This window comes from Pseudomonas sp. TH31 (assembly GCF_016650815.1).
Lineage (GTDB): Bacteria > Pseudomonadota > Gammaproteobacteria > Pseudomonadales > Pseudomonadaceae > Aquipseudomonas.
In genome coordinates this window covers 855767-878695 of sequence record NZ_JAEKEZ010000029.1, presented here as the reverse complement: position 1 = coordinate 878695, position 22929 = coordinate 855767, and the positions used below count along the sequence as shown (strand labels likewise).

Annotated in this window: 22 protein-coding genes and 4 pseudogenes; 12 read left to right on the top strand and 14 right to left on the bottom strand. The window is 60.3% G+C overall.

Annotation, left to right across the window (positions count from 1 at the left end; translation table 11 throughout):
• Nucleotides 1–11: 11 nt before the first annotated feature.
• Nucleotides 12–1210 (bottom strand): annotated as a pseudogene (locus JFV26_RS23550) (glycosyltransferase family 4 protein).
• 40 nt (nt 1211–1250) lie between these two features.
• Nucleotides 1251–2003, bottom strand: coding sequence for a sulfate transporter CysZ (gene cysZ / locus JFV26_RS23545; RefSeq protein ID WP_201195769.1), 753 nt, complete (start codon nt 2001–2003; stop codon nt 1251–1253).
• A 315-nt stretch (nt 2004–2318) separates the two neighbouring features.
• Here cysZ and trxB point away from each other — a divergent pair, with 315 nt between their 5' ends.
• Nucleotides 2319–3281, top strand: a complete 963-nt coding sequence (gene trxB / locus JFV26_RS23540; protein ID WP_201195767.1) for a thioredoxin-disulfide reductase — start codon at nt 2319–2321, stop codon at nt 3279–3281.
• A 163-nt stretch (nt 3282–3444) separates the two neighbouring features.
• On the opposite strand, the gene JFV26_RS23535 is transcribed toward trxB, so the two are convergent.
• The 7 genes from JFV26_RS23535 to JFV26_RS23505 form a co-directional block, all read right to left on the bottom strand.
• On the bottom strand, nt 3445–4695 hold the full coding sequence (locus JFV26_RS23535) for a 2-aminoadipate transaminase (protein ID WP_201195765.1): 1251 nt from the start codon (nt 4693–4695) through the stop codon (nt 3445–3447).
• Between the two features lie 201 nt (nt 4696–4896).
• The gene (locus tag JFV26_RS23530; protein WP_201195763.1) at nt 4897–5235 is read right to left on the bottom strand and encodes a HopJ type III effector protein; all 339 of its coding nucleotides are present in this window, start codon (nt 5233–5235) and stop codon (nt 4897–4899) included.
• On the bottom strand, nt 5228–5524 hold the full coding sequence (locus JFV26_RS23525) for a DUF1244 domain-containing protein (RefSeq protein WP_017336573.1): 297 nt from the start codon (nt 5522–5524) through the stop codon (nt 5228–5230). The genes JFV26_RS23530 and JFV26_RS23525 overlap by 8 nt, the downstream gene beginning before the upstream one ends.
• A 104-nt stretch (nt 5525–5628) precedes the next feature.
• Entirely contained in the window at nt 5629–6000 is a 372-nt protein-coding gene (gene folX / locus JFV26_RS23520; protein WP_201195761.1) for a dihydroneopterin triphosphate 2'-epimerase, read from the bottom strand.
• 2 nt (nt 6001–6002) lie between these two features.
• Nucleotides 6003–6578 carry a GTP cyclohydrolase I FolE gene (folE, locus tag JFV26_RS23515; RefSeq protein ID WP_201195759.1) on the bottom strand — a complete coding sequence of 192 codons (576 nt, stop codon included), beginning with the start codon at nt 6576–6578 and terminating at the stop codon, nt 6003–6005.
• 21 nt (nt 6579–6599) lie between these two features.
• Entirely contained in the window at nt 6600–7310 is a 711-nt protein-coding gene (gene folM / locus JFV26_RS23510; protein ID WP_201195757.1) for a dihydromonapterin reductase, read from the bottom strand.
• A gap of 93 nt (nt 7311–7403) precedes the next feature.
• Nucleotides 7404–7949, bottom strand: a complete 546-nt coding sequence (locus tag JFV26_RS23505) for an antibiotic biosynthesis monooxygenase (protein ID WP_201195756.1) — start codon at nt 7947–7949, stop codon at nt 7404–7406.
• Nucleotides 7950–8185: 236 nt separating this feature from the next.
• On the opposite strand from JFV26_RS23505, the gene JFV26_RS23500 reads away from it, so the two are divergent.
• Nucleotides 8186–9145, top strand: a complete 960-nt coding sequence (locus JFV26_RS23500; RefSeq protein WP_201195755.1) for a MerR family transcriptional regulator — start codon at nt 8186–8188, stop codon at nt 9143–9145.
• Between the two features lie 3 nt (nt 9146–9148).
• Here the strand turns inward: JFV26_RS23500 and JFV26_RS23495 are convergent, their stop codons facing one another.
• Entirely contained in the window at nt 9149–9754 is a 606-nt protein-coding gene (locus tag JFV26_RS23495; protein WP_201195754.1) for a hypothetical protein, read from the bottom strand.
• 54 nt (nt 9755–9808) lie between these two features.
• A complete protein-coding gene (locus JFV26_RS23490) occupies nt 9809–10285 on the bottom strand; it encodes a PAS domain-containing protein (protein WP_201195753.1) in 477 nt (158 codons plus the stop codon).
• Between the two features lie 152 nt (nt 10286–10437).
• On the opposite strand from JFV26_RS23490, the gene JFV26_RS23485 reads away from it, so the two are divergent.
• On the top strand, nt 10438–10893 hold the full coding sequence (locus JFV26_RS23485; RefSeq protein ID WP_201195752.1) for a flavodoxin: 456 nt from the start codon (nt 10438–10440) through the stop codon (nt 10891–10893).
• Here JFV26_RS23485 and JFV26_RS23480 read toward each other — a convergent pair.
• Nucleotides 10874–11770: a LysR family transcriptional regulator gene (locus JFV26_RS23480; protein ID WP_201195751.1), complete on the bottom strand. Its 897-nt coding sequence runs from the start codon at nt 11768–11770 to the stop codon at nt 10874–10876. The genes JFV26_RS23485 and JFV26_RS23480 overlap by 20 nt on opposite strands.
• A gap of 96 nt (nt 11771–11866) precedes the next feature.
• On the opposite strand from JFV26_RS23480, the gene JFV26_RS23475 reads away from it, so the two are divergent.
• The 5 genes and pseudogenes from JFV26_RS23475 (at nt 11867) to JFV26_RS23455 (ending at nt 15872) form a co-directional block, all read left to right on the top strand.
• Nucleotides 11867–12268: a CidA/LrgA family protein gene (locus tag JFV26_RS23475; RefSeq protein ID WP_201195750.1), complete on the top strand. Its 402-nt coding sequence runs from the start codon at nt 11867–11869 to the stop codon at nt 12266–12268.
• A complete protein-coding gene (locus JFV26_RS23470; RefSeq protein WP_201195748.1) occupies nt 12258–12944 on the top strand; it encodes an LrgB family protein in 687 nt (228 codons plus the stop codon). Before JFV26_RS23475 ends, JFV26_RS23470 begins: the two co-directional genes overlap by 11 nt.
• A gap of 151 nt (nt 12945–13095) precedes the next feature.
• Nucleotides 13096–13872: a class II aldolase/adducin family protein gene (locus JFV26_RS23465; RefSeq protein ID WP_201195895.1), complete on the top strand. Its 777-nt coding sequence runs from the start codon at nt 13096–13098 to the stop codon at nt 13870–13872.
• Nucleotides 13872–14773: pseudogene (locus JFV26_RS23460) on the top strand (alpha/beta fold hydrolase). Before JFV26_RS23465 ends, JFV26_RS23460 begins: the two are co-directional and overlap by 1 nt.
• A gap of 187 nt (nt 14774–14960) precedes the next feature.
• Complete coding sequence (locus JFV26_RS23455) at nt 14961–15872, top strand: SDR family oxidoreductase (protein WP_201195746.1); 912 nt, start codon at nt 14961–14963, stop codon at nt 15870–15872.
• A gap of 507 nt (nt 15873–16379) precedes the next feature.
• On the opposite strand, the pseudogene JFV26_RS23450 reads toward JFV26_RS23455, so the two are convergent.
• Nucleotides 16380–17170 (bottom strand): annotated as a pseudogene (locus JFV26_RS23450) (IclR family transcriptional regulator).
• Between the two features lie 165 nt (nt 17171–17335).
• Here JFV26_RS23450 and hmgA point away from each other — a divergent pair.
• From hmgA to JFV26_RS23430, 4 genes are all read left to right on the top strand, one after another.
• Nucleotides 17336–18640: a homogentisate 1,2-dioxygenase gene (hmgA, locus tag JFV26_RS23445; protein WP_201195745.1), complete on the top strand. Its 1305-nt coding sequence runs from the start codon at nt 17336–17338 to the stop codon at nt 18638–18640.
• Between the two features lie 3 nt (nt 18641–18643).
• Nucleotides 18644–19948 (top strand): fumarylacetoacetase, encoded by a 1305-nt coding sequence (gene fahA / locus JFV26_RS23440; protein ID WP_201195743.1) that lies wholly within the window; start codon nt 18644–18646, stop codon nt 19946–19948.
• A 12-nt stretch (nt 19949–19960) separates the two neighbouring features.
• The gene (gene maiA, locus JFV26_RS23435; protein ID WP_201195741.1) at nt 19961–20596 is read left to right on the top strand and encodes a maleylacetoacetate isomerase; all 636 of its coding nucleotides are present in this window, start codon (nt 19961–19963) and stop codon (nt 20594–20596) included.
• 72 nt (nt 20597–20668) lie between these two features.
• Nucleotides 20669–22024 carry an MFS transporter gene (locus JFV26_RS23430; RefSeq protein ID WP_201195740.1) on the top strand — a complete coding sequence of 452 codons (1356 nt, stop codon included), beginning with the start codon at nt 20669–20671 and terminating at the stop codon, nt 22022–22024.
• A gap of 87 nt (nt 22025–22111) precedes the next feature.
• Here the strand turns inward: JFV26_RS23430 and JFV26_RS23425 are convergent.
• Nucleotides 22112–22914, bottom strand: a pseudogene (locus JFV26_RS23425) (SirB1 family protein).
• Between the last annotated feature and the right edge of the window lie 15 nt (nt 22915–22929).

Here is a 22929-nt window from a genome sequence, read left to right as displayed (position 1 = left end):
CCGCGAAGCTTTTAAGGCAACAACGCTGCATCAGGCAAGACTTGCTCTTGTGCACAAGCCCCTCGCAACTGCCCCTCGAACTGCTCGATAATTGCCCCCCACCCCTGACGACTTGCATGCTGGCGCGCATTGAGCCGTACGCAACGCAAGGTCTCGTCCTGCTCCAGCAACCAGCGTGCCGCCTCACAGAACGCCGCCTCATCCCCCGGCATCGCCAGTACCCCGTTGTAGCCGTGGCGAATATGCTGACCGGCAGCCGCCAGATCGTAGGCCACCACCCCCAGCCCCGAGGCCAGAGCCTCAAGCACCACGTTGCCAAAGGTCTCGGTCATACTCGGAAACAGAAACACATCCCCCGACGCATAGTGACTGGCCAGGGCTTCGCCGCGCTGTGAACCGCAGAAAACGGCCTCGGGCAATTCCTTCTCCAACGCCATGCGCAACGGACCATCGCCAACCACGATCAACTTCAGGTTTCGCTGTGGGAATGTGCTCTTCAGCGCGTCGAAACTGCGCTTGAGCAACCCCAGGTTCTTCTCATGCGCCAGACGTCCCACATGGATAACGGCGATGTCATCTTCGCCCAATCCCCAGTGCTCACGCAGCGCGTTCAGACGCTTGCTGGGGTGAAACAACTGGCTATCGACGCCGCGGGACAACAGCGCCAAACGCTCGAAATGCCGACGTTCCAACTCCAGCCGCTGGCTGACGCTGGGCACCAGGGTCAGGGTCGAGCGGTTGTGAAACCAGCGCAGATAGTGGGTCAGCATTCGCGTCAGCAGGCCGAGCCCGTACTGGCTGGAATACTGCTGGAAGTTGGTGTGAAAGCCGCTGACCACCGAAATCCCCAGACGTCGCGCGGCGCGCAACGCCGACAAACCCAGCGGGCCTTCAGTGGCGATGTACAGCACGTCGGGGCGATGGCGTTTCCAGCGCCGCAGCAGTTTGTGCATCGACGACTGACCCCACTGCAACCCGGATACCCCGGCAACGGCCAGCCGCGACAGAGCAACAATTCATCGTCACTGCCCAGTTGCCGATCACAGCCCTGGCGCGGTCGCACCAGTTCCACCTGATGCCCGCGCGCGCGCAAACCGTCGTACAAGCGGCCAAGAGTATTGGCCACGCCGTTGATTTCCGGAGGGAAGGTTTCGGTGATCAGAGTGATATGCAGAGCTGTCGTCATGACCTCAGTGTCGGCTGAGGCCATGTCGTCATTGTGGCGTTTCGATGATGGATTTGTGACCGGCTCAGCGTTGGGGCACCAGGCTCTCTGCGCCGCGTTCGCGCACCCAGAACAAGGTCGCCCCGGCCACGGCCGCCGGCATCATCAAAATGTTGACCACCGGAATCAGCAGTGCGAGGTAAACAATCCCGCCAAAACTCATGCTCTGCCAGCGTTTCTGGCGCAGCCAGGCGAGCATTTCGTTCCAGCCGAGTTTGTGGTTGTCGGCCGGGTAGTCGATGTACTGGATCGCCATCATCCACACCCCGAACAGCAGCCACAGCGGCGCGGCGATGATGTTCACCACCGGGATGAACGACAGGATGAACAGGCCGATGGCCCGCGGCAGGAAATAGCCGAGTTTGCGCATTTCCCGAGCGAGGGTACGGGGGACCATTTCAATCAGTTCGGCCCAGCTGAAGGACGGGAAGTCGTCGGTGCCACGCACCACCACTTCGACTTTCTCCGCCAGGAAGCCGTTGAACGGCGCAGCGATGACGTTGGCCAGCATGGTGAAGGTGAAAAACACCATCAGCGCCACCAGCACCACAAAAATCGGCCAGAGGATGTAACTGAGGAAACTCAGCCAGTCGGGCAGGGACGGCATCAGCGTGTCGACCCACAGACTGAATTGATGGCCAGCCAGGTAAATCAATCCGACGAACAGCACCAGGTTGATCGCCAGCGGCAACAACACGAACAAACGCAGGCCCGGGCTCAGGACCAGCTTGAGGCCTTCGCGCAGATATTGCGGGCCGGACAGAACAGGGGCGGGCATAACGTGCTCCGAGCAGAAGGGAAACGCGCCGACCTTACCGACTTTGCCTCAAGGGGGAAAGCGCGGTCGCAGCATCGACATTCACTGTAACAAAGGCGTCTATAAAATCATCGCTTAGGGATAGAGACCGCCTATGAGCTGGATTGTTAAACCGTATTTCCTTAATCTTCGCCCCCTCGATACGCTGCACCCATTCTTTTTACAGGACTGTCGAGCTCAAGCCTTCCCCAAGTGCTTTCAACAGTCCTTTTTTATTCCCGCCGGCAATCCGGCGTTCCGCGCCAGGAGTTTCGGGCCGGTTAACAGGAGCAGGTCATGTCTGAAGTCCGTCATTCGCGAGTGATTATTCTCGGTTCCGGCCCTGCCGGTTACAGCGCCGCGGTCTATGCCGCCCGTGCCAACCTCAAGCCACTGCTGATTACCGGCATGCAGGCCGGCGGTCAACTGACTACCACCACCGAAGTCGACAACTGGCCGGGCGACGTCCATGGCCTGACCGGCCCGGCGCTGATGGAGCGGATGAAAGAGCACGCCGAACGCTTTGAAACCGAGATCGTGTTCGATCACATCAATGCCGTGGACTTCGCCGCCAAGCCGTACACCCTGACCGGCGACAGCGCGACGTACACCTGCGACGCGCTGATCATCGCCACCGGCGCCAGTGCTCGTTACCTGGGCCTGCCGTCGGAAGAAGCTTTCATGGGCAAAGGCGTTTCGGCCTGCGCAACCTGCGACGGTTTCTTCTATCGCAACAAGCCAGTGGCTGTGGTCGGTGGCGGTAACACCGCTGTCGAAGAAGCGCTGTACCTGGCCAACATCGCCAGCACCGTGACCCTGATCCACCGTCGCGAAACGTTCCGCGCCGAGAAGATCCTGATCGACAAGCTCAATGCCCGGGTTGCCGAAGGCAAGATCATCCTCAAGCTCAACTCGAACCTGGACGAAGTCCTGGGCGACAACATGGGCGTGACCGGTGCTCGCCTGAAAAACAACGACGGCAGCTTCGACGAGCTGACAGTCGACGGCGTGTTCATCGCCATCGGCCACACCCCGAACACTTCGTTGTTCGAAGGCCAACTGACGTTGAAAGACGGCTACCTGGTTGTGCACGGCGGCCGTGAAGGCAACGCTACTGCGACCAACCTCGAAGGCATCTTCGCCGCCGGTGACGTGGCTGACCACGTTTACCGCCAGGCCATCACCTCGGCTGGCGCTGGCTGCATGGCGGCACTGGACGCCGAGCGTTACCTCGACGATCTGCAGAACGCTTCGTTCTGATCGCGTTGAAATGAAAAAACCGGCTTCGGCCGGTTTTTTTGTGCTCACAACAAATACGATGAATCCTGTAGGAGCTGCCGCAGGCTGCGATCTTTTGACCTTGACCTTTTAAAGCAAAGTCAAAAGATCGCAGCCTTCGGCAGCTCCTACAGGGGATGTGTGATCAGGTCAGTTTGGCCAGGCACGCCTCAAGGATATCCAGGCCTTCCTCCAGTACATTGGCCTCGGTGGTCAACGGCGCCAGCAGCCGAATGATATGTCGCGACTTGCCGCTGGGCATCAGCAGCAAACCCGCGTCGCGGGCCAGGGCCAGCAACTGCGTCAACTGCGCCGCTGCCGGTGTGCCGTCGGCGTTGCTCAGCTCAATGCCGCGCATGGCGCCGACGCCGGTCAAGCGGCCCAGATACGGCGAAAGGTTGTGGGTACGCCAAGCCTCGTAGCGACTGACAATCGCTTCTTCCTGCTGCGTACCCCAGGCGTGCAGGTGCGCGTCAGTCATCTCGTCCAGCGTCGCCAGTGCCGCAGCGCAGGCGATCGGGTTGCCCGAATAGGTGCCGCCCAGTCCGCCCTTGGGCAAGGTGTCGAGCAACGCTTTGCGCCCGACCACCGCACCCAGCGGTACGCCGCCGGCGATGCTTTTGCCGAGCAGGATCAGGTCCGGCTCGATGCCCAGTCGCGAGAACGCAAAACGCTGGCCGGTACGACCGAAACCCGACTGGATTTCATCGGCAATCAGCAGGATGTTTTTCTCGTCACAGAAGCGCCGCAGTGCTTGGGCGAACGCCACGTCCATGGCGAGGAAACCGGCTTCGCCCTGCACCGGTTCGACGATAAAACAGGCCACGTCATCGACATCGACCTCGACGCTGAACAACCGATCCATCGCCTTCAGCGCCTCGGCACAGGTCACGTCGTTGTCCTTGCTCGGGAAGGGCAGGTGAAACACCGGGCCCGGCAGCACGCCGACTTTCTGCTTGTACGGGGCGACTTTGCCGTTGAGGTTGAGGGTGGCGAGCGTGCGACCGTGGAAGGCGCCGTCGAACGCGATGACGGCCGTGCGCCCAGTTGCGCCACGGACGACTTTCAAGGCGTTTTCCGCCGCTTCCGCGCCGCTGTTGGTGAGCATGCCGCTGACCGGGTAATCCACCGGAATAAACGCTGTCAGGCGATCCATCAGTTCGATGTAGGGCGCATGTGGGGCGGCGTTGAACGCGTAGTGAGTCAGCCGGGTGGCTTGTTCTCGAATGGCGTCGACGATGCGCGGATGGCAATGGCCGAGGTTCAGCACGCCGATGCCACCGACGAAGTCGATGTAGCGTTTGTCATCGGTATCCCAGACCTCGGCATTTTTGCCGTGGCTGAGCGTGACGGGATGAACGATGTTGATCGACCGACTGATGTTTTCGCTGCTCATGGATGCCTGACTCAGAAGAAGGGTTGCTTCTTTTTATCTAAGCCGCGAGCAGCGGTGCCCGGCAAACGAAATAAAGTCGCCGGGTCAATCTTAAAAGTCGGGATGTGCCGTAGAAGCGAAAAGATCGCAGCCTTCGGCAGCGCCCACAGGCGCGTAGGAGCTGCCGAAGGCTGCGATCTTTTGATTGTGATCCTCCGTGAATCAGCGGCGATTCAGCGGTTGCTGCGAGAACTTCACGCCGGCCAGACCATGGGCAATCAACGCGCGGATATTGCCGTGATCGCTGCCTTCAGGTGTCGCCACTACCGAACGATAATGTTCGCCAAACGCCAACAGCGCTTCTTCATCGCTCAAGCCTTCCAGCAGCGCCAGGCCCAGGGTCTTGCACGAACCTTCGTTCTGCCCGGCGGCGTTTTCCACACCACCGTTGTTGAAGGCCTGTGGCTGATAGTCGTAACCGGCGGCAATGAACGCCAGGGTGTCGGCAAAAACGTGTTCGCCGCTGTTGAGGCTGGCGCGCAGGGTGTTCAAATCACTCATTGGGTTTTCCTTTGGCAAACGCCGCTTGCTGTTCGGCACTGGCTTCTTGCTGGTATTGGGCTTTCCATTCGGCGTACGGCATGCCGTAAACCACTTCGCGGGCGTCGTCGAGGCTGACCTCGATCTGGCGTTCGTCGGCAGCGGCCTTGTACCACTTGGACAGGCAGTTGCGGCAGAAACCCGAGAGGTTCATCAGGTCGATGTTCTGCACGTCCTTGCGGCTGTCCAGGTGGGCGACGAGTCGGCGGAAGGCGGCGGCTTCAAGTTCCAGGCGTTGTTGATCGTTCATGGTTGTCTCTGCGAGACAGCTTTGAGCGGCAAGCTTCAAGCTGCAAGTTGGGTTGCGGTGGCCGTTAGCTTACCGCTTGAAGCTTGAAGCTTGAAGCTTGAAGCTTAGCGGCTCGCCGCCAGCGTAATCGACACCGACTCGGCAAAACGCAGGGCGTGGGGTTTGTCGACTTCGACTTCGGCGTACAGCACCGACTCGTTGGCCATGACCAGGTCCAGCAACTCCTGGGTCAGGCGTTCGAGCAGGGCAAAGCGATTGCCCTCCACGTGAGCGATGATCGCCTTGGTGATGGTGCGGTAGTTCAGCGCGTGATCGATGTCGTTGTCGCGCACCGCTTCTTGCGCCGCATACAGGATGGTCAGGTTGATCAGCACATCCTGCTTGTTGAGGATTTCGTCCTCGTTGATCCCGATGAAGGTGCGCAGGCACAGGTCCTTGACCCGGATGCGCGCCATTCCTGGTTGAAGTTGTGGCATTGCTACTTGCTCCGTCCAATCAATTGCAGGAACTCCTGGCGGGTGTTGCTCGACTCGCGGAAGGCGCCGAGCATCACCGAGGTGTTCATGGTCGAATTCTGTTTCTCGACACCGCGCATCATCATGCACATGTGCTTGGCCTCGATCACCACAGCGACACCGGCGGCGTCGGTGACTTGCTGCACGGCGTCGGCGATCTGCCGGGTGAGGTTTTCCTGAATTTGCAGGCGCCGGGCGAACATGTCCACCAGGCGTGCAATCTTCGACAGGCCCAGCACCTTGCCGGTCGGAATATAAGCCACGTGCGCTTTGCCGATGAAGGGCAGCATGTGGTGTTCGCACAGCGAGTAGAGCTCGATGTCGGCGACGATGATCATCTCGTCGGTGTCGGACGAAAACAGCGCACCGTTGACGATTTGTTCGACACTTTGCTCGTAGCCATGACACAGGTACTGCATGGCTTTGGCCGCGCGCATCGGGGTGTCTTGCAGCCCTTCGCGGTCGGGGTTTTCACCAAGGCCGACGAGAATCTCCCGATAGCTCTGGGACAGGGCGTTCTGGGGCAGGAATAACGTCATGAAATATCCTCGCGGGGCGGCTTACTTGACGTGCCGTCCGCCGTTGACGGTCAGGGTCGTGCCGGTGACATAAGGGTTGTCGAGCAGATAGCGCAGGCTCTGGTAGATCACTTCGCTGCCGGGTTCGATGCCCAGCGCGGACTTGGCCAGGGCCTTGGCGCGGTACGCTGCGTCGTCGTCGGGATTGAACAATAGCAGGGCTGGCGCGATGCCGTTGACCTTGATCGTTGGCGCATATTTCGCGGCGAACGACAGGGTCAGGCTATCGAGCCCGGCTTTGCTGGCGCAGTAGCCGATGTGCTGGCTGCTGCCCTTGCGGGTCACGTCGTCGCTGATGTGCACGATGTCGGCGGGGCTCGAGCGTTCGAGCAAGTCGGCGCAGTGCAGGTTGATCAGGTAGGGCGCGAGCATGTGCACCGTGAACATCCGGGTAAATGCCTGTGCGTCGGTGTCCGGGGTTTCGGCCAGCCATTCGGAGGCGTTGTGGACAATCGCCCGCAGGCTGTCGGTGTGGGTTTTGAGTTCGGTGATGAACGCGAGGATACCGGCTTCGCTGGAGAAATCCGCGAACACCGCCGTCGCGCCCAGATCGCGTAATGTTTGCACGCCCGGACGCTCACTGCGGTAGCTGAAAATCACGCGCTGGCCGTCTTCGAGCAAACGTTGCGCACAGTGCAGGCCGACACGCTGGCCGGCACCGGTGATGAGGATAGGGGCTGCGGAAGAGGTCATGAACGGCTCGCGTCGCGGTTAGAGCAAAACTATACCAGCGACGAAGCGTGAGGTGGCTTTTGTAGGAGCGGGCAAGCCTCGCTCCTACAGAGATCAGCGGTTTTGGGTGGTGGTGGCAGCAGGCAACGGCCGCGTCGGCGCGCTGTGCAGCCAGTTCGCCAACAGATGGGTCGACAACGGAATAAAGAAATAAACCATCAGCGGTGTCAGGCACAGGGTACTGATGAACACCCGAGGCAACAGGCTCATTTCGCCGAGCAACGGCCCCAGCACAAAGTTGAACAGCAGCGACACCGGGAAGAACGCCAGCCAGATCGCCACGGCTTGTTTCCAGCGTGGCGGACGTTGGCCGACCGCGCCGAACCAGCCTTCGATACCGCTGACCCGATGTTCTGTCGGATGGGCGAATAAGTCGCTGCCGCGTCCCAGCCAGGCGGTACGCGAAGCGGAGTGCTCCCAGGCGTGCAGGGTCTGCTCGTCGGCGAAGCGGAAGATAATCTGGAATTCGTTATCATCGGGCGGCGGAGCGAGCACGCCAGAGCCGAGATAGCCGGGAAAGTCGGTGGCCAGTTGTTCGCCTTCACGCAACCAGGCGATCAGGTCCTGATAACGCCCATCGGCAACGCGGCGCGCGACCATCAGCGTGACGGGGAGGTAGACATTTTGTATCTCCGAATAACAATTGCGTTACTCCGGGTAGGAGTTTCGCCAGGCACAGCGCCGGGGTGGTGGGCTGCGTCTTTGGACAAGCAAGGATTATTCCTGAATATGAAAATTACACCAGAGGCATTCGTCGTCCATCAACAAACTTGAGTGATTACTGGGGTTAAGCGCTAGAATGGGATCCAACTTGCCCGTGGACGATCGACGCTAAAATGCCTGTCCTGACTGACGTTTCCCTTGGTTTTTTGCCTGTGGCTTCCCTCGATCAGGAAGAACTTTTTCCGATCCGGGAAGTGTCACGCCTGACCGGTATCAACCCGGTCACACTGCGGGCATGGGAACGTCGTTATGGGCTGATTCAACCGACACGCACCGAAAGTGGGCATCGGCTGTATTCAATGGCCGATATCGAGACGGTCCGCAGCATTCTGGGCTGGATCGAGCGTGGTGTCGCGGTGAGCAAGGTCGGCAAGATCCTGGCGAAGACCGAGCCGCTCAAAGCGCTCTCGCACATCATTCCCAATGAACTTGTGCTGGCGGATTACACCCAGTGGCAGCAGCAGGTTCAGGCCGCTGTCAGTGCCTTCGACGATCTCCAGCTGGAACGGGTCTACGGGCAGATTTTTTCCAGCTACTCACTGCCTGTGGTGTTCCAGGACATTCTGATGCCGCTCTGGAAGCTGCTGCTGCAGCGACAGGATACGTTCGGCCAGACCAGCGAATGGTTGTTCCTCGATGCGTTCCTGCGATCACGGGTGTCGCAGCGCTTGTTGCTGATACGTGATACATCGCCGCGCCGGGTCGTTGTCAGCGCCCTGGCCGGTCAGTGCCGTGAATTGGAACTGCTGGTGGCCGCGCTGTTCCTGAGCGGGGCCGATTCAGGCGTGCGTGTGCTCACGATCGGCCAGCCATTTGATGAGCTGACCCTGGTCTGTGAAAGAATCAAACCCCAGGCACTTGTGTTGTTTTCCAATCACGTGCCTTCACCTGAACTGCCGAGGCGCCTGAACCGCTTGACCATGAGTCTGGATTGTCAGTTGATGCTGGCCGGTGATGCGTCTGACCTGGCGCAGGAAAGCCTGGCCGGATCATCGATCGGTTGTCTGGGTAATGAAGGTTTGTTGATGCGTCAGCGCCTGAAGCAGTTCCTGGCAGGCAATCTGGATACTTGAACTTCAGGCGTGCAGGGCAGGATGAGTCAGGCGATGTTGCTGAAGGATGAACTGACGCAGGCGTTCGGTTTCGTCTTTGTCGCTCTGACTGAGCTGATAAGCGAAGAAGCCTTGCTCGGTTTCCCGCTCGAATGTGCCGCGCAACGCGATTCGCTCATAACCTGACGGGCTGAACCACAACGCGAAATGCTTCGGTGGCTTGGTCTTGTTGCGGACCTCCAGCAAAACCCCTTTGAACGACACTTCGTGGACCCACATCGTGCCGGGCTGCCCCTTGGCATTCTCCAGCGCAACCGGTTCCTCAAGTGCCAGGCGCCAAGGTCGCACCATCGGTCCGTCTTCAAAAATGCTCGGCACGCCCAGGCGCAGATGCAGCGCGTGGAACTCGTCCTCGACCAGATGCAGCGGGAAGGTCATTTGCTGGTTTTCGAAGTTGGCCTGGATGGTGACTTGCTCATGGGCTGCCAGGCGCGTGAGCAGGTCACGGATTTGCGAACCACCGTTAACGAGCAGGCTCGACGTTGCATCCCGCACATTGAGCTGCGGGTTATGCTGCATGGTCTGGATAAAATCCAGCTCATCCTGGGTCAGGAGTGCGTCGCGTTGCATGGCTTGCTCGAAAGATATAGTTACAAAGTCATTGGTGATTGTAGTTAATGACATCTAGTTCGCTGTTTTGTTTGTGCCGTTCGTCGCTTTGAGTGCAGCAAGTTCAGCCTGCAATTCTGTCACCTGCGCTTCCAGTTGGGTGACCCGCTGCAGCGCCTTGACCTGAACCGTTACGTCTTTTTGTACACCGACGAAATACGTTTGTCCGTCGCTTTCGTTTTTAACCGTCGAAAGGGACAGTTCATTCCAGAACGGAGTGCCGTCCTTGCGGTAGTTGCGCAGCACTTGCCGACACGAACCGTCGCTGCCCAACGCTTCACGAATCAGCCCCAGCGCTTCTTGATCGCGATCTCCGGATTGGAGGAAGCGGCAGTCCTGGTAGAGGATTTCTTCGCTGGTGTAACCGGTCAGGCGTTCGAACGCCGGGTTGACGTAAATCAGGATGTTGTCCAGCTCGCCTTCCTTTTCGGCAATCACGATGCCGTCATTGGACGCGTTGATCACCATTTGCAGCAGCTGAGCGTTGATCATCAGAGAATCCTTTCCGAGTTGATTACGCGCTGCATTTTAGAAGAACAATAAGGGCTGTCTACTGGCCATCAGCACTTATCGAGAGGCAATCGCAGATTTTTTGCCGCTGCTGTTAATATCGCCAGTCTTTTTCCCGCTTCAGGATCAGATTGATGAAAGTCGCCATCCTTTCCGGCTCGGTGTACGGCACGGCTGAAGAAGTCGCCCGGCACGCTGCGAATATTTTGAAAGCCGCCGGTTTCGAGGCCTGGCATAACCCGCGCGCCAGCCTTGCCGACGTCCAGGCTTTCGGCCCCGAAGCTTTTCTGGCCGTGACTTCGACCACGGGCATGGGCGAATTGCCGGATAACCTGCAACCGTTGTACTCGATGATTCGCGACCAGTTGCCTGCCGCCTGGCGTGGTTTGCCGGGCGCGGTGATCGGCTTGGGCGATGCGAGCTATGGCGACACCTTCTGCGGTGGCGGCGAGCAGATGCGCGAATTGTTCGGCGAACTGGGCCTGCGTGAAGTCCTGCCGATGCTGCGCCTGGATGCCAGCGAAAGCGTCACCCCGGAAACCGACGCCGAGCCTTGGCTGGCCGAACTGGTCAGCGCTCTGCGCGGCTGACCGGATGCTCGCGCAGTAGTGCGAGCCAGGCTTGGGCGGCTTTTGACAGGTACGCGCCCTGGCGCCAGATAAAGGCAATGTCCCAGCGCAAGTAAGCCGGCGCGTTCAAGGTCAGGCGCACCACGCCTGGCCGCACCAGCCCGCGCGCCACCACGCGGGGCAACAGCACTACGCCTTGCCCGGCAGCCACCAGCGCCGCGAGAAAATCCGCCTGACCGCTGCGTCCGCCTTCCTTGGGCGTAAACCCCAACTGTTGGCAGGCCTGAAGCAATCGGTCGTTGAGCACAAAACTGCGCTGGTACAGCAGGAACGGCGTGTCGGCCAACTCCTGCAGACCAATCACGGTCTTCGTTGCCAATGGATGATCGGCCGGCAACAAGGCGTCCAGCGGTTCGTCGCAGAACGGCTGAAAAGCGAATTGCGGATCCTTCGTCAGCAGGCTGCCACCCAGTTCCAGTTCTCCACTTAATACGGCTTGTTCGATGTTCAGGCTACCGCCTTCGAGCAATTGAATGCTGATGTTCGGGTAGCGCCGCCGGTATTCGGCGAACAGTCCGGCGAACAACGCGTCACTGCCCAGCAGCGGCAAGCCCAGGCGCAACTCCCCACGGGCCAGCTGGCTCAAATCGTCCAGCTCGCTGAGCAATTCATTGCGCAGGCGCAGCATGCCTTCAGCGCGTTGCAACACCACGCTGCCGGCGGCGGTCAGGCGCAACTGCGAGCCCAGGCGTTCAAGCAGCGGGGTACCGAGGCTTTGCTCAAGTTGTGCGACCTGCTTGCTCACCGCCGACTGGCTGATGTGCAGGGTCTTGGCGGCCTGGGTGAAGCCACCTTGGTGCATGACTTCGATGAAGCTGCGCAGCTGTTTGAATTCCATGTGTCTGATTCCATTTTGGAATGGCTTTGAGTCTAACAATTCGCTTCGGGGATAGCAGCCCGCTCCGTAAAATGAGCGCCTGTGAGGACCGAATCCATGAACGCATCAACCCAGAACTCTCCAACGCTGAGAAAGCTTTCCCGACTCGTCGCTGAGCTGGCCGTGCTGCTGGCGATCTACCTGCTCGGCTGCCAATTGGCCGCGTGGTTTGCCTGGCCAATTCCGGGCGGGGTGATCGGCATGGCGTTGTTGCTGCTGGCGTTCGCGTTCGGTTGGGTAAAACCCGCCGCGTTGCAGATGGGGGCCGGATTGTTGATGGCCGAGATGCTGTTGTTCTTTATTCCCGCGCTGATGAGTCTGCTCGATTACGGCGGCCTGCTGCGCGATGACGGCTGGCGGATCTTGTTGGTGATCGGCGTCAGCACGTTGATGGTGATGCTGGTGACGGCGTTTACAGTGGAATTGGTCGTGCGGTTGAGGAGGTCCCATGAAGCTTGAGCTGATGCCGATGTTCTGGCTGGCGTTTACCTTGCTGGCCTATTTGTTCAGTCGCTGGATCTATCGGCGCACCGGACGTTACTTGCTGTCGCCGCTGATTCTGGTCCCGGCCTTGCTACTGGCGCTCGCCGTGCCGCTGCACACTGCCTACGCTGAATATTCAAGCAACACCCATTGGCTGATGGCAGTGCTGGGGCCGGTCACCGTGGCCTTCGCGGTGCCGATCTGGCAGCAGCGGCAAATGCTGGCGCGGCATTGGTCGGCGTTGCTGCTCGGGATGCTGACGGGCAGCGCGGCATCCATCGGCAGTTCGTTCGGGCTGGCCAAGGCGCTGGCGCTGGACAGCTCGGTGACGATGTCGCTGGTGCCCCGTTCGATTACCACACCCTTTGCCATGCCGTTGGCCCACGACCTCGGTGGCGTGCCGGAATTGACCGCGGTGTTTGTGATGTTTACCGGGGTGTTCGGGGCGATGCTCGGCGGCATCCTGCTCAAGTGGTTGCCGCTGCGCAGCGCCCTGGCCCGAGGTGCATTGTTTGGTGTCGGTGCCCACGGTGCCGGGGTCAGCCGGGCCCATGAAGTGGGCGGTGAAGAAGGCTCGGTGGCGGGGCTGGTCATGGTTCTGACAGGGTTGCTGAATCTGTTCGCGGCACCCTTGTTGGCGTCGATCCTTTGAGTCGGTGCCATGGCATGGATCCAAGCCCGGTGCCGCGCTGACTCGCTAGGCCATCAAGCTGGCTGCTAATGCAACTACACGAAGTCCGGGGGCTGACTAGACTGCTGACACGTCAGCAAAACAATAAAAAAGAGAGGTCCTTGCCGTGAGTGTGACCCCCGTTCAATCGCCCCACTGTGTCAAAGACCAGGTCAGTGCCGCCGAGTGGCAGACCCGCGTCGACCTGGCCGCCTGTTATCGGCTGGTGGCCCTGCATGGCTGGGATGATCTGATCTTTACCCATATCTCGGCGAAGGTGCCGGGCACCGAAGACTTCCTGATCAACCCGTTCGGGATGATGTTTCACGAAATCACCGCGTCGAGCCTGGTCAAGGTCGACCAGGCCGGCAACAAGCTGATGGACAGCCCTTACGAGATCAACCCGGCCGGCTACACTATCCACAGCGCCGTGCATGAAGTGCGTCACGACGTCGTCTGCGTGCTGCATACCCACACCGCGGCGGGTGTGGCGGTATCGGCGCAGAAGCAAGGCGTTTTGCCGATCAGCCAGCAATCGTTGTTCGTCCTGTCCAGCCTGGCTTATCACGCCTACGAAGGGGTTGCGCTGAACCACGAAGAGAAGGCACGGCTGCAAGCCGACCTTGGTGAAAACAATTTCCTGATGCTGCACAACCACGGTCTGCTGACCTGTAGCGGCACCATCGCTGACACGTTCCTGATGATGTTCACCTTCCAGCGTGCCTGCGATATCCAGGTGCTGGCGCAGAACGGTGGCGCCGAGTTGATCGTCATCGAACCGCAGATTCTGGCGGGCGCCAAGGCGATGATCGTCGGCGTCACCAAAAGTGCTCAAGGGATGGGCGGCGCACTGGCCTGGCCAGCGCTGCTGCGCAAACTCGATCAACAATCCCCGGGTTATAAACTCTAATGCCACTCGCCGAGATCCCCCTGTGTGTCTGGCGCAAACGCGGCCAGACGTTTGTCTTCCGTGGCCAGGCCATCCGTTACTGGACGGCCGGGCAGGGTGAGCCGCTGTTGCTGATCCATGGCTTCCCGACCGCCAGTTGGGACTGGCATTACCTGTGGCAGCCGCTTGCGCAGCGCTACCGGGTGATTGCCTGCGACATGCTCGGCTTCGGCGATTCGGCCAAACCGGTGAATCACCAGTACAGCCTGCTGGAGCAAACCGATTTGCAACAGGCCTTGCTCAAACACCTGAACATCGAGCAGCCGGTGCACCTGTTGGCCCACGATTACGGCGACAGCGTGGCCCAGGAACTGCTGGCCCGGCATCACGAGGCCCGGGTGAATATTGCCAGTTGCGTGTTCCTCAACGGTGGCCTGTTCCCGGAAACCCATCGTCCGGTACTGATGCAAAAACTCTTGCTCAGCCCGTTGGGCTGGATGATCGGCCGCGCCTTTACCGGGATGGCCTGGTGAAAAGTTTCCGGCAGATCTTCGGTCCGCAGACACGGCCTACTGAAAGCGAAATGGATGATTTCTGGAGCCTGATCGACAGCAATCACGGGCCGCGGGTCATGCATAAGCTCATTGGTTACATTCCGCAGCGCCGGGTACAACGGGAACGCTGGGTGGGTGCCATGCAGCGCGGCGACGTGCCGTTGCGGGTGATCGATGGCGAGGTCGATCCGATTTCCGGCGCACACATGGTCGCGCGCTATCGGGAACTGATCCCCAACCCCGACACGGTGCTGCTCAACGGTATCGGCCACTACCCCCAGACCGAGGCGCCGGTCCAGGTGCTCAAGCACTATCTGGCGTTCCGCGACCGGCTGGTTTCAGCACCGCTAAAGCGGGCGTGTTCGTGAAAAGATCGCAGCCTTCGGCGGCGCCCACAGGCGCGTAGGAGCTGCCGAAGGCTGCGATCTTTTTTAACATTCACCTCATCATCCCCCTGCCTTATCGCGCACCATTCAGCCCCCTCGTCTTGATTGTGACCCGCCGCCCGGTGCCTGACACTCGAGGTCATTGTCCCCTGGCCTGCTGGAGTTCCCCATGAATGAGTCTGTGCGCTTCGAAGATAAAGTCGTGATCATCACCGGAGCGGGTGGCGGACTCGGGCGGGCGCATGCGCTGCTGTTCGCCAGACAGGGCGCCAAAGTGCTGGTCAACGACCTCGGCGGCTCGACTCAGGGTGAAGGTGCCAACGCATCGGCAGCGGACCGTGTGGTCGCTGAAATTCGCGAGGCGGGCGGCACGGCCGAGGCCAACCATGACTCCGTCACTGACGGCGACAAACTGGTGCAAAACGCCCTCGACGTGTTTGGCCGCGTCGACGTGGTGGTCAACAACGCCGGCATCCTGCGGGACAAGACCTTCCACAAAATGGACGACGCCGACTGGGACCTGGTTTACCGCGTCCACGTCGAAGGCGCCTACAAAGTGACCCGCGCGGCCTGGCCGCATATGCGTGAGCAAAATTACGGTCGAGTGATTTTCACGGCTTCGACGTCAGGCATCTACGGCAACTTCGGCCAGTCCAACTACGGCATGGCCAAACTCGGCCTCTACGGCCTGACCCGGACCCTGGCCATCGAAGGTCGCAAGAACAACATCCTGGTCAACGCCATCGCCCCCACCGGCGGCACCCGCATGACCGAAGGCCTGATCCCGCCTCAAGTGTTCGAACAACTCAAACCGGAACTGGTCAGTCCGTTGGTGGTGTACCTGGCCAGTGAGAATTGCCAGGAAACCTCAGGGTTGTTTGAAGTCGGTGGCGGCTGGATGGGGAAAGTTCGTTGGGAACGCAGCCTGGGCGCAGGGTTTGATCCGCGAGTCGGTTTTTCGCCCGAAGATGTGGCGGCGCATTGGCAACAGATTTGCGATTTCGAGGGGGCGGCGCATCCGAAGGACAACATAGAGGCGTTGAAGGAAATGATGGCAAATTTGCAGAAATATGCCCTCTGACAATGCTTCTTTCGCGGGGCTTGCCTGGGTCCTGCGATCCGCTCCGTGACTCCCTCGCTCAACACCATCGCCCATAAAAAAGGCCGCTGCAAACGCAGCGGCCAAAGTAAGACGTTTGATCAAGGAGCAATAAATCAACGTCAGTGAACACAGGGTGATGAGTCGAAGAACGCTTCAATCCATCTGAGATCTTCGCGAATGACGTGGGCTGATCACAGGCCTTCGCTTCGTGCTTTGCGCCGGTTTCCCGTGAAAGCCCGGCAAGAATAAGGCCTTGAGCCCAAAGGAAAAATAGCGAATCCGGACATGCACTGTTACGGGGTATGTAACAGTCAATATTTGTCGGGCACTCCTCCGCCCCGTAGCAGCTGGCGAAGCCTGCGTTCGGCTGCGCAGCAGTCGTGAAACCTGAGCGCGCGGTTTTCCTGACGCACCGCGCCGGCTGATTTCACGACTGCTGCGCCCGAACCGAACGCAGGCTTCGCCAGCTGCTACATGACGAGGACCCTAAAGGTCGGGTGCCGGGTGATAGCCCATCCGCCAACTCACGGCCCGGTTGCCGCCAGTAATCGCTGCGCCGCCGGGCCGTCTTCATCTGCGTGGAACAATGAGGTCGGACCTACGATCGTCAACACCGCCGCCACTTGGCCGACGGCGTTGAACACCGGGGCGGACAACGCGTCCACACCGGGCATCAGCAAGCCGTGAACATGATGCAAACCGCGTTCGCGAATCTGCTCGCACAAGGTCGTATAGACCTGATCGTCTGCCAGGGCATGTGCCGCGCTGGCCTGGATTTCCCGTTGGCGCAATTCCACGGTTTCCCGATTGGGCAGAAAGGCACTGAATACCAGGCCTGTCGAGGAACTCAGCAACGGTAGTACTGACCCCAACTGCGTCACCACCGTCACTGCACGCACCGCCGGTTCGATGTGCACCACGGTCGCGCCCTGATTGCCCCACACCGCCAAAAAACAGGTTTCGTTCAGATCATCGCGCAACTCGGCCAAGGGCAGGGCGGCGACTTTCAACACGTCCATACTGTTGAGTGCAGCGAGGCCTACGCGCAGGGCTTCACGGCCGAGGCCGTAATGGTTGGTGGCGGTATTCTGCTCGGCAAAACCGCTGGCGATCAGCGCCTGTAAATAGCGGTGAACCTTGCTCGCCGGCATCTGCACATGTTCGGCCAGGCGCGACAACGAGGTCGACGGCGACAGTTCGGCCAGGGCCTTGAGGATGTCAGTGCCGACCTCGGCCGAGCGGACTTTCTGTTTATCGTTACTGCGCGGCTTTTCCATGGAGGCGGTGTGATCCCGGGACGAATGGGCGTCTTTATAGCTTGACGGTCAATACCAATCAAATTACGTTATGCGTAATTGGATTACGATAAAAATAACCCAGGCGTGCCGAGACCTCTGAAGCAGAGCGACAGGCCATTGCCTACTCCCTGTTCAGGAGGCTCCATGAACCTCGATTCAACGGCGCCAGCACTGGTTTATCAGTCTGGCTTGGGCAACGAATTCAGCAGCGAAGCATTGCCCGGCGCACTGCCCGTCGGCCAGAACTCCCCGCAAAAAGTCCCGTACGGCCTCTACACCGAACTGTTCTCCGGCACCGCGTTCACCATGGTTCGCAGCGAATCGCGCCGCACCTGGATGTACCGCATTCAGCCGTCGGCCAATCACCCGGCATTCGTCAAACTCGATCGGCAACTGGCCGGCGGCCCCTTGGGTGACGTGACCCCTAACCGGCTGCGCTGGAACCCGTTGGACATCCCGAGCGAGCCGACCGATTTCATCGACGGGCTGGTGAGCATGGCCGCCAACTCCGGCGCGGAAAAACCGTCCGGGATCAGCATCTACAGCTACCGCGCCAACCGCTCCATGGAGCGTGTGTTCTTCAACGCCGACGGCGAATTGCTGCTGGTGCCGGAACAGGGCCGTTTGCGCATCGCCACCGAACTCGGCGTGCTGGACCTGGAACCACTGGAGATCGCCGTACTGCCCCGCGGTCTGAAATTCCGCGTCGCACTGCTCGACCCGCAAGCTCGCGGCTATATCGCCGAGAACCACGGCGCGCCATTGCGCTTGCCGGACCTGGGGCCGATCGGCAGCAACGGCCTGGCCAACCCACGGGACTTCCTGACCCCGGTGGCGCATTACGAAGACCTCAAGCAACCGACCACCCTGGTGCAAAAGTTCCTCGGCCAGTTATGGGGCTGCGAGCTCGATCATTCGCCGCTGAACGTGGTGGCCTGGCACGGCAACAACGTGCCGTACAAATATGACCTGCGCCGTTTCAATACCATCGGCACCGTGAGTTTTGATCATCCGGATCCGTCGATTTTCACCGTCCTGACCTCGCCGACCAGCGTGCATGGCCTGGCGAATCTGGACTTCGTGATCTTCCCGCCGCGCTGGATGGTGGCCGAGAACACCTTCCGTCCACCGTGGTTCCACCGCAACCTGATGAATGAATTCATGGGCCTGATCCAGGGCGCCTACGACGCCAAGGCCGAAGGATTCGTGCCCGGCGGCGCGTCCTTGCACAGCTGTATGAGCGCCCACGGCCCGGACGGCGAGAGCTGCACCAAGGCGATCAACGCCGAACTCGCACCGACGAAAATCGACAACACCATGGCTTTCATGTTCGAGACCAGCCAAGTGTTGCGTCCGAGCCAGTTCGCTCTCGATTGTCCGCAACTGCAAACCAACTACGATGCCTGCTGGGCCACGCTGCCCGTTACATTCGACCCGACCCGGAGATAACCCATGACTCAGACTTCCATCACTCGTAGCTGGGTTGCCTCTGCCAACGGCCACACGGATTTCCCGCTGCAAAACCTGCCTCTGGGCGTGTTCAGCGTGAACGGCTCTGCACCCCGCAGCGGCGTGGCCATCGGCGAACATGTTTTCGATCTGGAAGCGGCCCTCGACGCCGGCTTGTTTGACGGCGCGGCGCGCACCGCCGTCGAAGCGACCCGTGGCGGCCAACTCAATGCCTTCTTTGAACTGGGCCGCGAGGCCCGCGTTGCCATGCGCGAACGCCTGCTGGAGCTGTTCGTCGAAGGCAGCACCCTGCATGGCAAGATCGAAGCCCAAGGCGCCAGACTGCTGCCACTGGCGGCGAATTGCGTGATGCACCTGCCGGCGAAAATCAACGACTACACCGACTTCTATGTCGGCATCGAGCATGCGCAGAACGTTGGCAAACTGTTCCGTCCTGATAACCCGTTGCTGCCGAACTACAAGTACGTGCCGATCGGTTATCACGGCCGCGCCTCGACCATCCGTCCGTCCGGCACTGACGTGCGCCGTCCGAAGGGCCAGACCCTGCCGGCCGGTCAGGCCGAACCGACGTTTGGCCCGTGTGCGCGCCTGGATTACGAGCTGGAACTGGGTATTTGGATCGGCCAGGGCAACGACATGGGCGACGCCATCCCCATCGGCGACGCCGCCGATCACATTGCCGGTTTCTGCCTGCTCAACGACTGGTCGGCGCGGGACATCCAGGCCTGGGAATACCAGCCGCTGGGGCCGTTCCTGTCGAAGAGTTTTATCACCAGCATCTCGCCCTGGGTCGTCACCGCCGAAGCGCTGCAGCCATTTCGTCGCGCGCAACCGGCGCGCCCTGAAGGCGACCCGCAACCGCTGCCATACCTGTTCGACCAGCGCGATCAGGCGGGCGGTGCTTTCGACATCGAACTGGAAGTACTGTTGCTCACCGAAACCATGCGCGAGCAAAACCTGCCGGCCCATCGCCTGACCCTGAGCAACACAAAACACATGTACTGGACCGTGGCGCAAATGGTCGCGCACCACAGCGTCAACGGCTGCCAATTGCAGGCGGGCGATCTGTTCGGTTCGGGCACCTTGTCGGGACCGCAAAGCGGTCAGTTCGGCAGTCTGCTGGAAATCACCGAGGGCGGTAAAAAGCCGATCGAACTGGCCTCGGGCGAGGTGCGCAAGTTCCTTGAGGATGGCGACGAAATCATCCTGCGCGCCCGTTGCAGCCGTGACGGTTTTGCTTCCATCGGGTTCGGCGAATGCCGTGGCAAAGTCGTGCCGACACGCTAAGAGGATCGGGTCATGGAACTCTATACCTATTACCGTTCGACCTCGTCTTACCGGGTACGCATCGCATTGGCGCTCAAGGGGCTGGATTACCAGGCCCTGCCGATTAACCTGATTGCCCCAGCGGGTGGCGAGCATCGACAGCCGGCGTACCTGGCGGTCAACCCGCAAGGTCGGGTGCCGGCATTGCGCACCGATGAAGGTGAATTACTGATCCAGTCGCCGGCGATCATCGAGTACCTGGAGGAGCGTTATCCACAGGTGCCGTTGCTGTCCAAAGACCTCGCTGCCCGCGCTCACGAGCGTGGCGTGGCGGCGGTGATTGGTTGCGATGTGCATCCGCTGCACAACGTCAGCGTGCTCAATAAACTGCGCCAGTTGGGTCACGATGAACCGCAGGTGGTGGAGTGGATCGGTCACTGGATCAGCCAAGGCCTGGCGACGGTGGAGCCGTTGATCGGGGATGCCGGTTACTGCTTCGGCGATCAACCAGGACTGGCGGATGTTTACCTGATCCCGCAGCTGTATGCGGCTGAGCGGTTCAATATTTCACTTGAGGCCTATCCGCGGATTCGCCGGGTGGCGGCATTGGCTGCGACACACCCAGCGTTCATCAAGGCCCACCCGGCGAACCAGCCTGATACGCCTTAAAGCTTCACCGCGATTCTCACTGTGGGAGCCCCGGTTGCATCAAAACCATAAAAACAAAACAGGTACCTTGCGATGCACAACCAGATTGCCAGCTTCCGGGCGGCACTCGACGTCCGTCCTGTGTCTCGATATCAGTGGTTGCTCCTTTTGCTTTTGGCATTGCTGCTGGTGACCGACGGTTACGACGCGCAAGTCCTCGGTTACGTGGTGCCGGCCCTGGCCCAGGATTGGGGCCTGGAAAAAGCCGCGTTCGGGCCGGTGTTCAGCGCCAACCTGTTGGGCCTGACCCTGGGTTCACTCGCTGTCACTCCGCTGGCGGATCGCTTCGGCGTGCGACGGATTCTGCTGTGTTGCGTGCTGATCTACGCCACGCTCACGGTGTTGATGGTGTTCGCCAATTCCCTGAATACCCTGATGGCCGCGCGATTTATTTGCGGGATCGGCATGGGCGGGGCGATGCCCAGCGCGATGGCGCTGATGTCGGAATATTCGCCGCCACGACTGCGCACCTTGATGGTGACGCTGGCCGCTTGCGGGTTTTCATTCGGCGGTGCCGCGGGCGGGTTTGTCGCGGCGGGCTTCATCGACAGCTTCGGCTGGCAAGCGGTGTTCCTCGCCGGGGGTGTCACGCCACTACTGCTGTTCCCGTTTCTGGCCTGGTTCCTTCCTGAATCCCTGCCGCGTTTACTTCGCGATGCACCACCTTACGCACGCTTGCGCAAAGTCACCGCGCGGATGTTGCCGGACTGGCAACCACCCGCTGCTTCGATTGCGCAAAACGAACAGGAGCAGGGCAGCAAATTGACCGTGCTGGAGTTGTTTCGCCATGGTTATGCGCGGCCAACCCTGCTGATCTGGGCAACGTTTTTTGTCAGTCTGATCCTGCTGTATTTCATGATCAGTTGGTTGCCGACGCTGTTGCTGGAAAGTGGCTTGAAACTCAATGAAGCCAACCTGGTAACCTCGATGTTCCTGTTCGCCGGGACCATCGGTGCGATCTGCATGGCCTGGTTCGCCGACCGCCTCAAACGCAAAGTGCGCCTGCTGTCGTGCGTGCTGGCTGCGGCGGCGATGTGCACCATTGTGCTGGGCCTCAATCACGACAATCCGCGTTATCTGGTGGCCAGCGTGTTTGCCGCCGGGTTCTGCATCATCGGCGGGCAACTGACCCTCAACGCTTTCGCCAGTAACTTCTACCCGGCGCAGGTACGTGCCACCGGTACCGGTTGGGCGCTGGGCGTGGGACGTTTCGGTTCGATCCTCGGGCCGCTGTTTGGCAGCATGCTGCTGGCGATGCACATCCCGGTGCAGCAGATTTTCTTCTTCTGCGCGATACCGGCGGTGATTGCAGCGTTGTTCATTATCCAGGTGCGCTCGCCGGTTGATGCGATATCGGGTAATCCGGCGGGGGTGGTGGTTAAACCTTGAAGATCAAAAGATCGCAGCCTTCGGCAGCTCCTACATTGGGACGGCGTACACCCTGTAGGAGCTGCCGAAGGCTGCGATCTTTTGCGTTTAATGAACCACAGAATTTGGTGGCAGGTGCCCCAAGCGTTCAGTGAGGCGAATCCGCTGGATCGGGTCGTCACTGAGCAGCAACGCATGCTCCAGGTCAAAGCGTTCGGCATTCGGGCAATCGAGGCGTTGATAGAGGCTGGCCCGGGCCAGGTAATCGGCGGCGCTGCCGTTGCCGAGTTCCAGAACACGTTCGGCGTCAACCAGGGCGCCGATGTAGTCATCACTGGAAAGGTGCAACTGGCGCAGGTTGCGTGACAGGCGCTGGAGCATGTGCGCCGGTTCCGCCGTCAGCAAATGCTCGGCGTTGAGTTTGATGTTCGGGCCGTACTGACGTTGCAGCAGGTCGCGGCAGTCGTTGGGGTACAACCGGCGCCCGCCGCAGGGATCCAGCAGGTGATCGGCGCCCTGCACCCGCAGCAGGAAATGCCCCGGAAGTTGACCCCGACCAGAGGGATCTCCAGCCTTCTGGCCAGTTCCAGTGCAATTAGCCCCAACGCCAGCGGTTGGCCTCGACGACGTTCAAGCACCTTGTTGATCAACGCCACTTGCGGGCGCAACGGGGTGAAGTCGTCCTGGGCGAACCCCAGGTCATTCATGCGGCGCAACAACGGTTGGGCCAGTTCGCTCACCGGTAGCATCGGCAGGCCTGAGCTGACCCGTTGTTGCAAGTCCTTGAAATCTGCCAGAACGGCCTCGATGTTCATCTCGGCATCGTGTTCGGCCGCAATCCACAGCGCCGCCTCGAACAGGGCGGGTGGCGAACGTTGCAGGCAGGCGAAAAAACGTTGGCGCGGGGTCATCAAAATCTCCGGGGC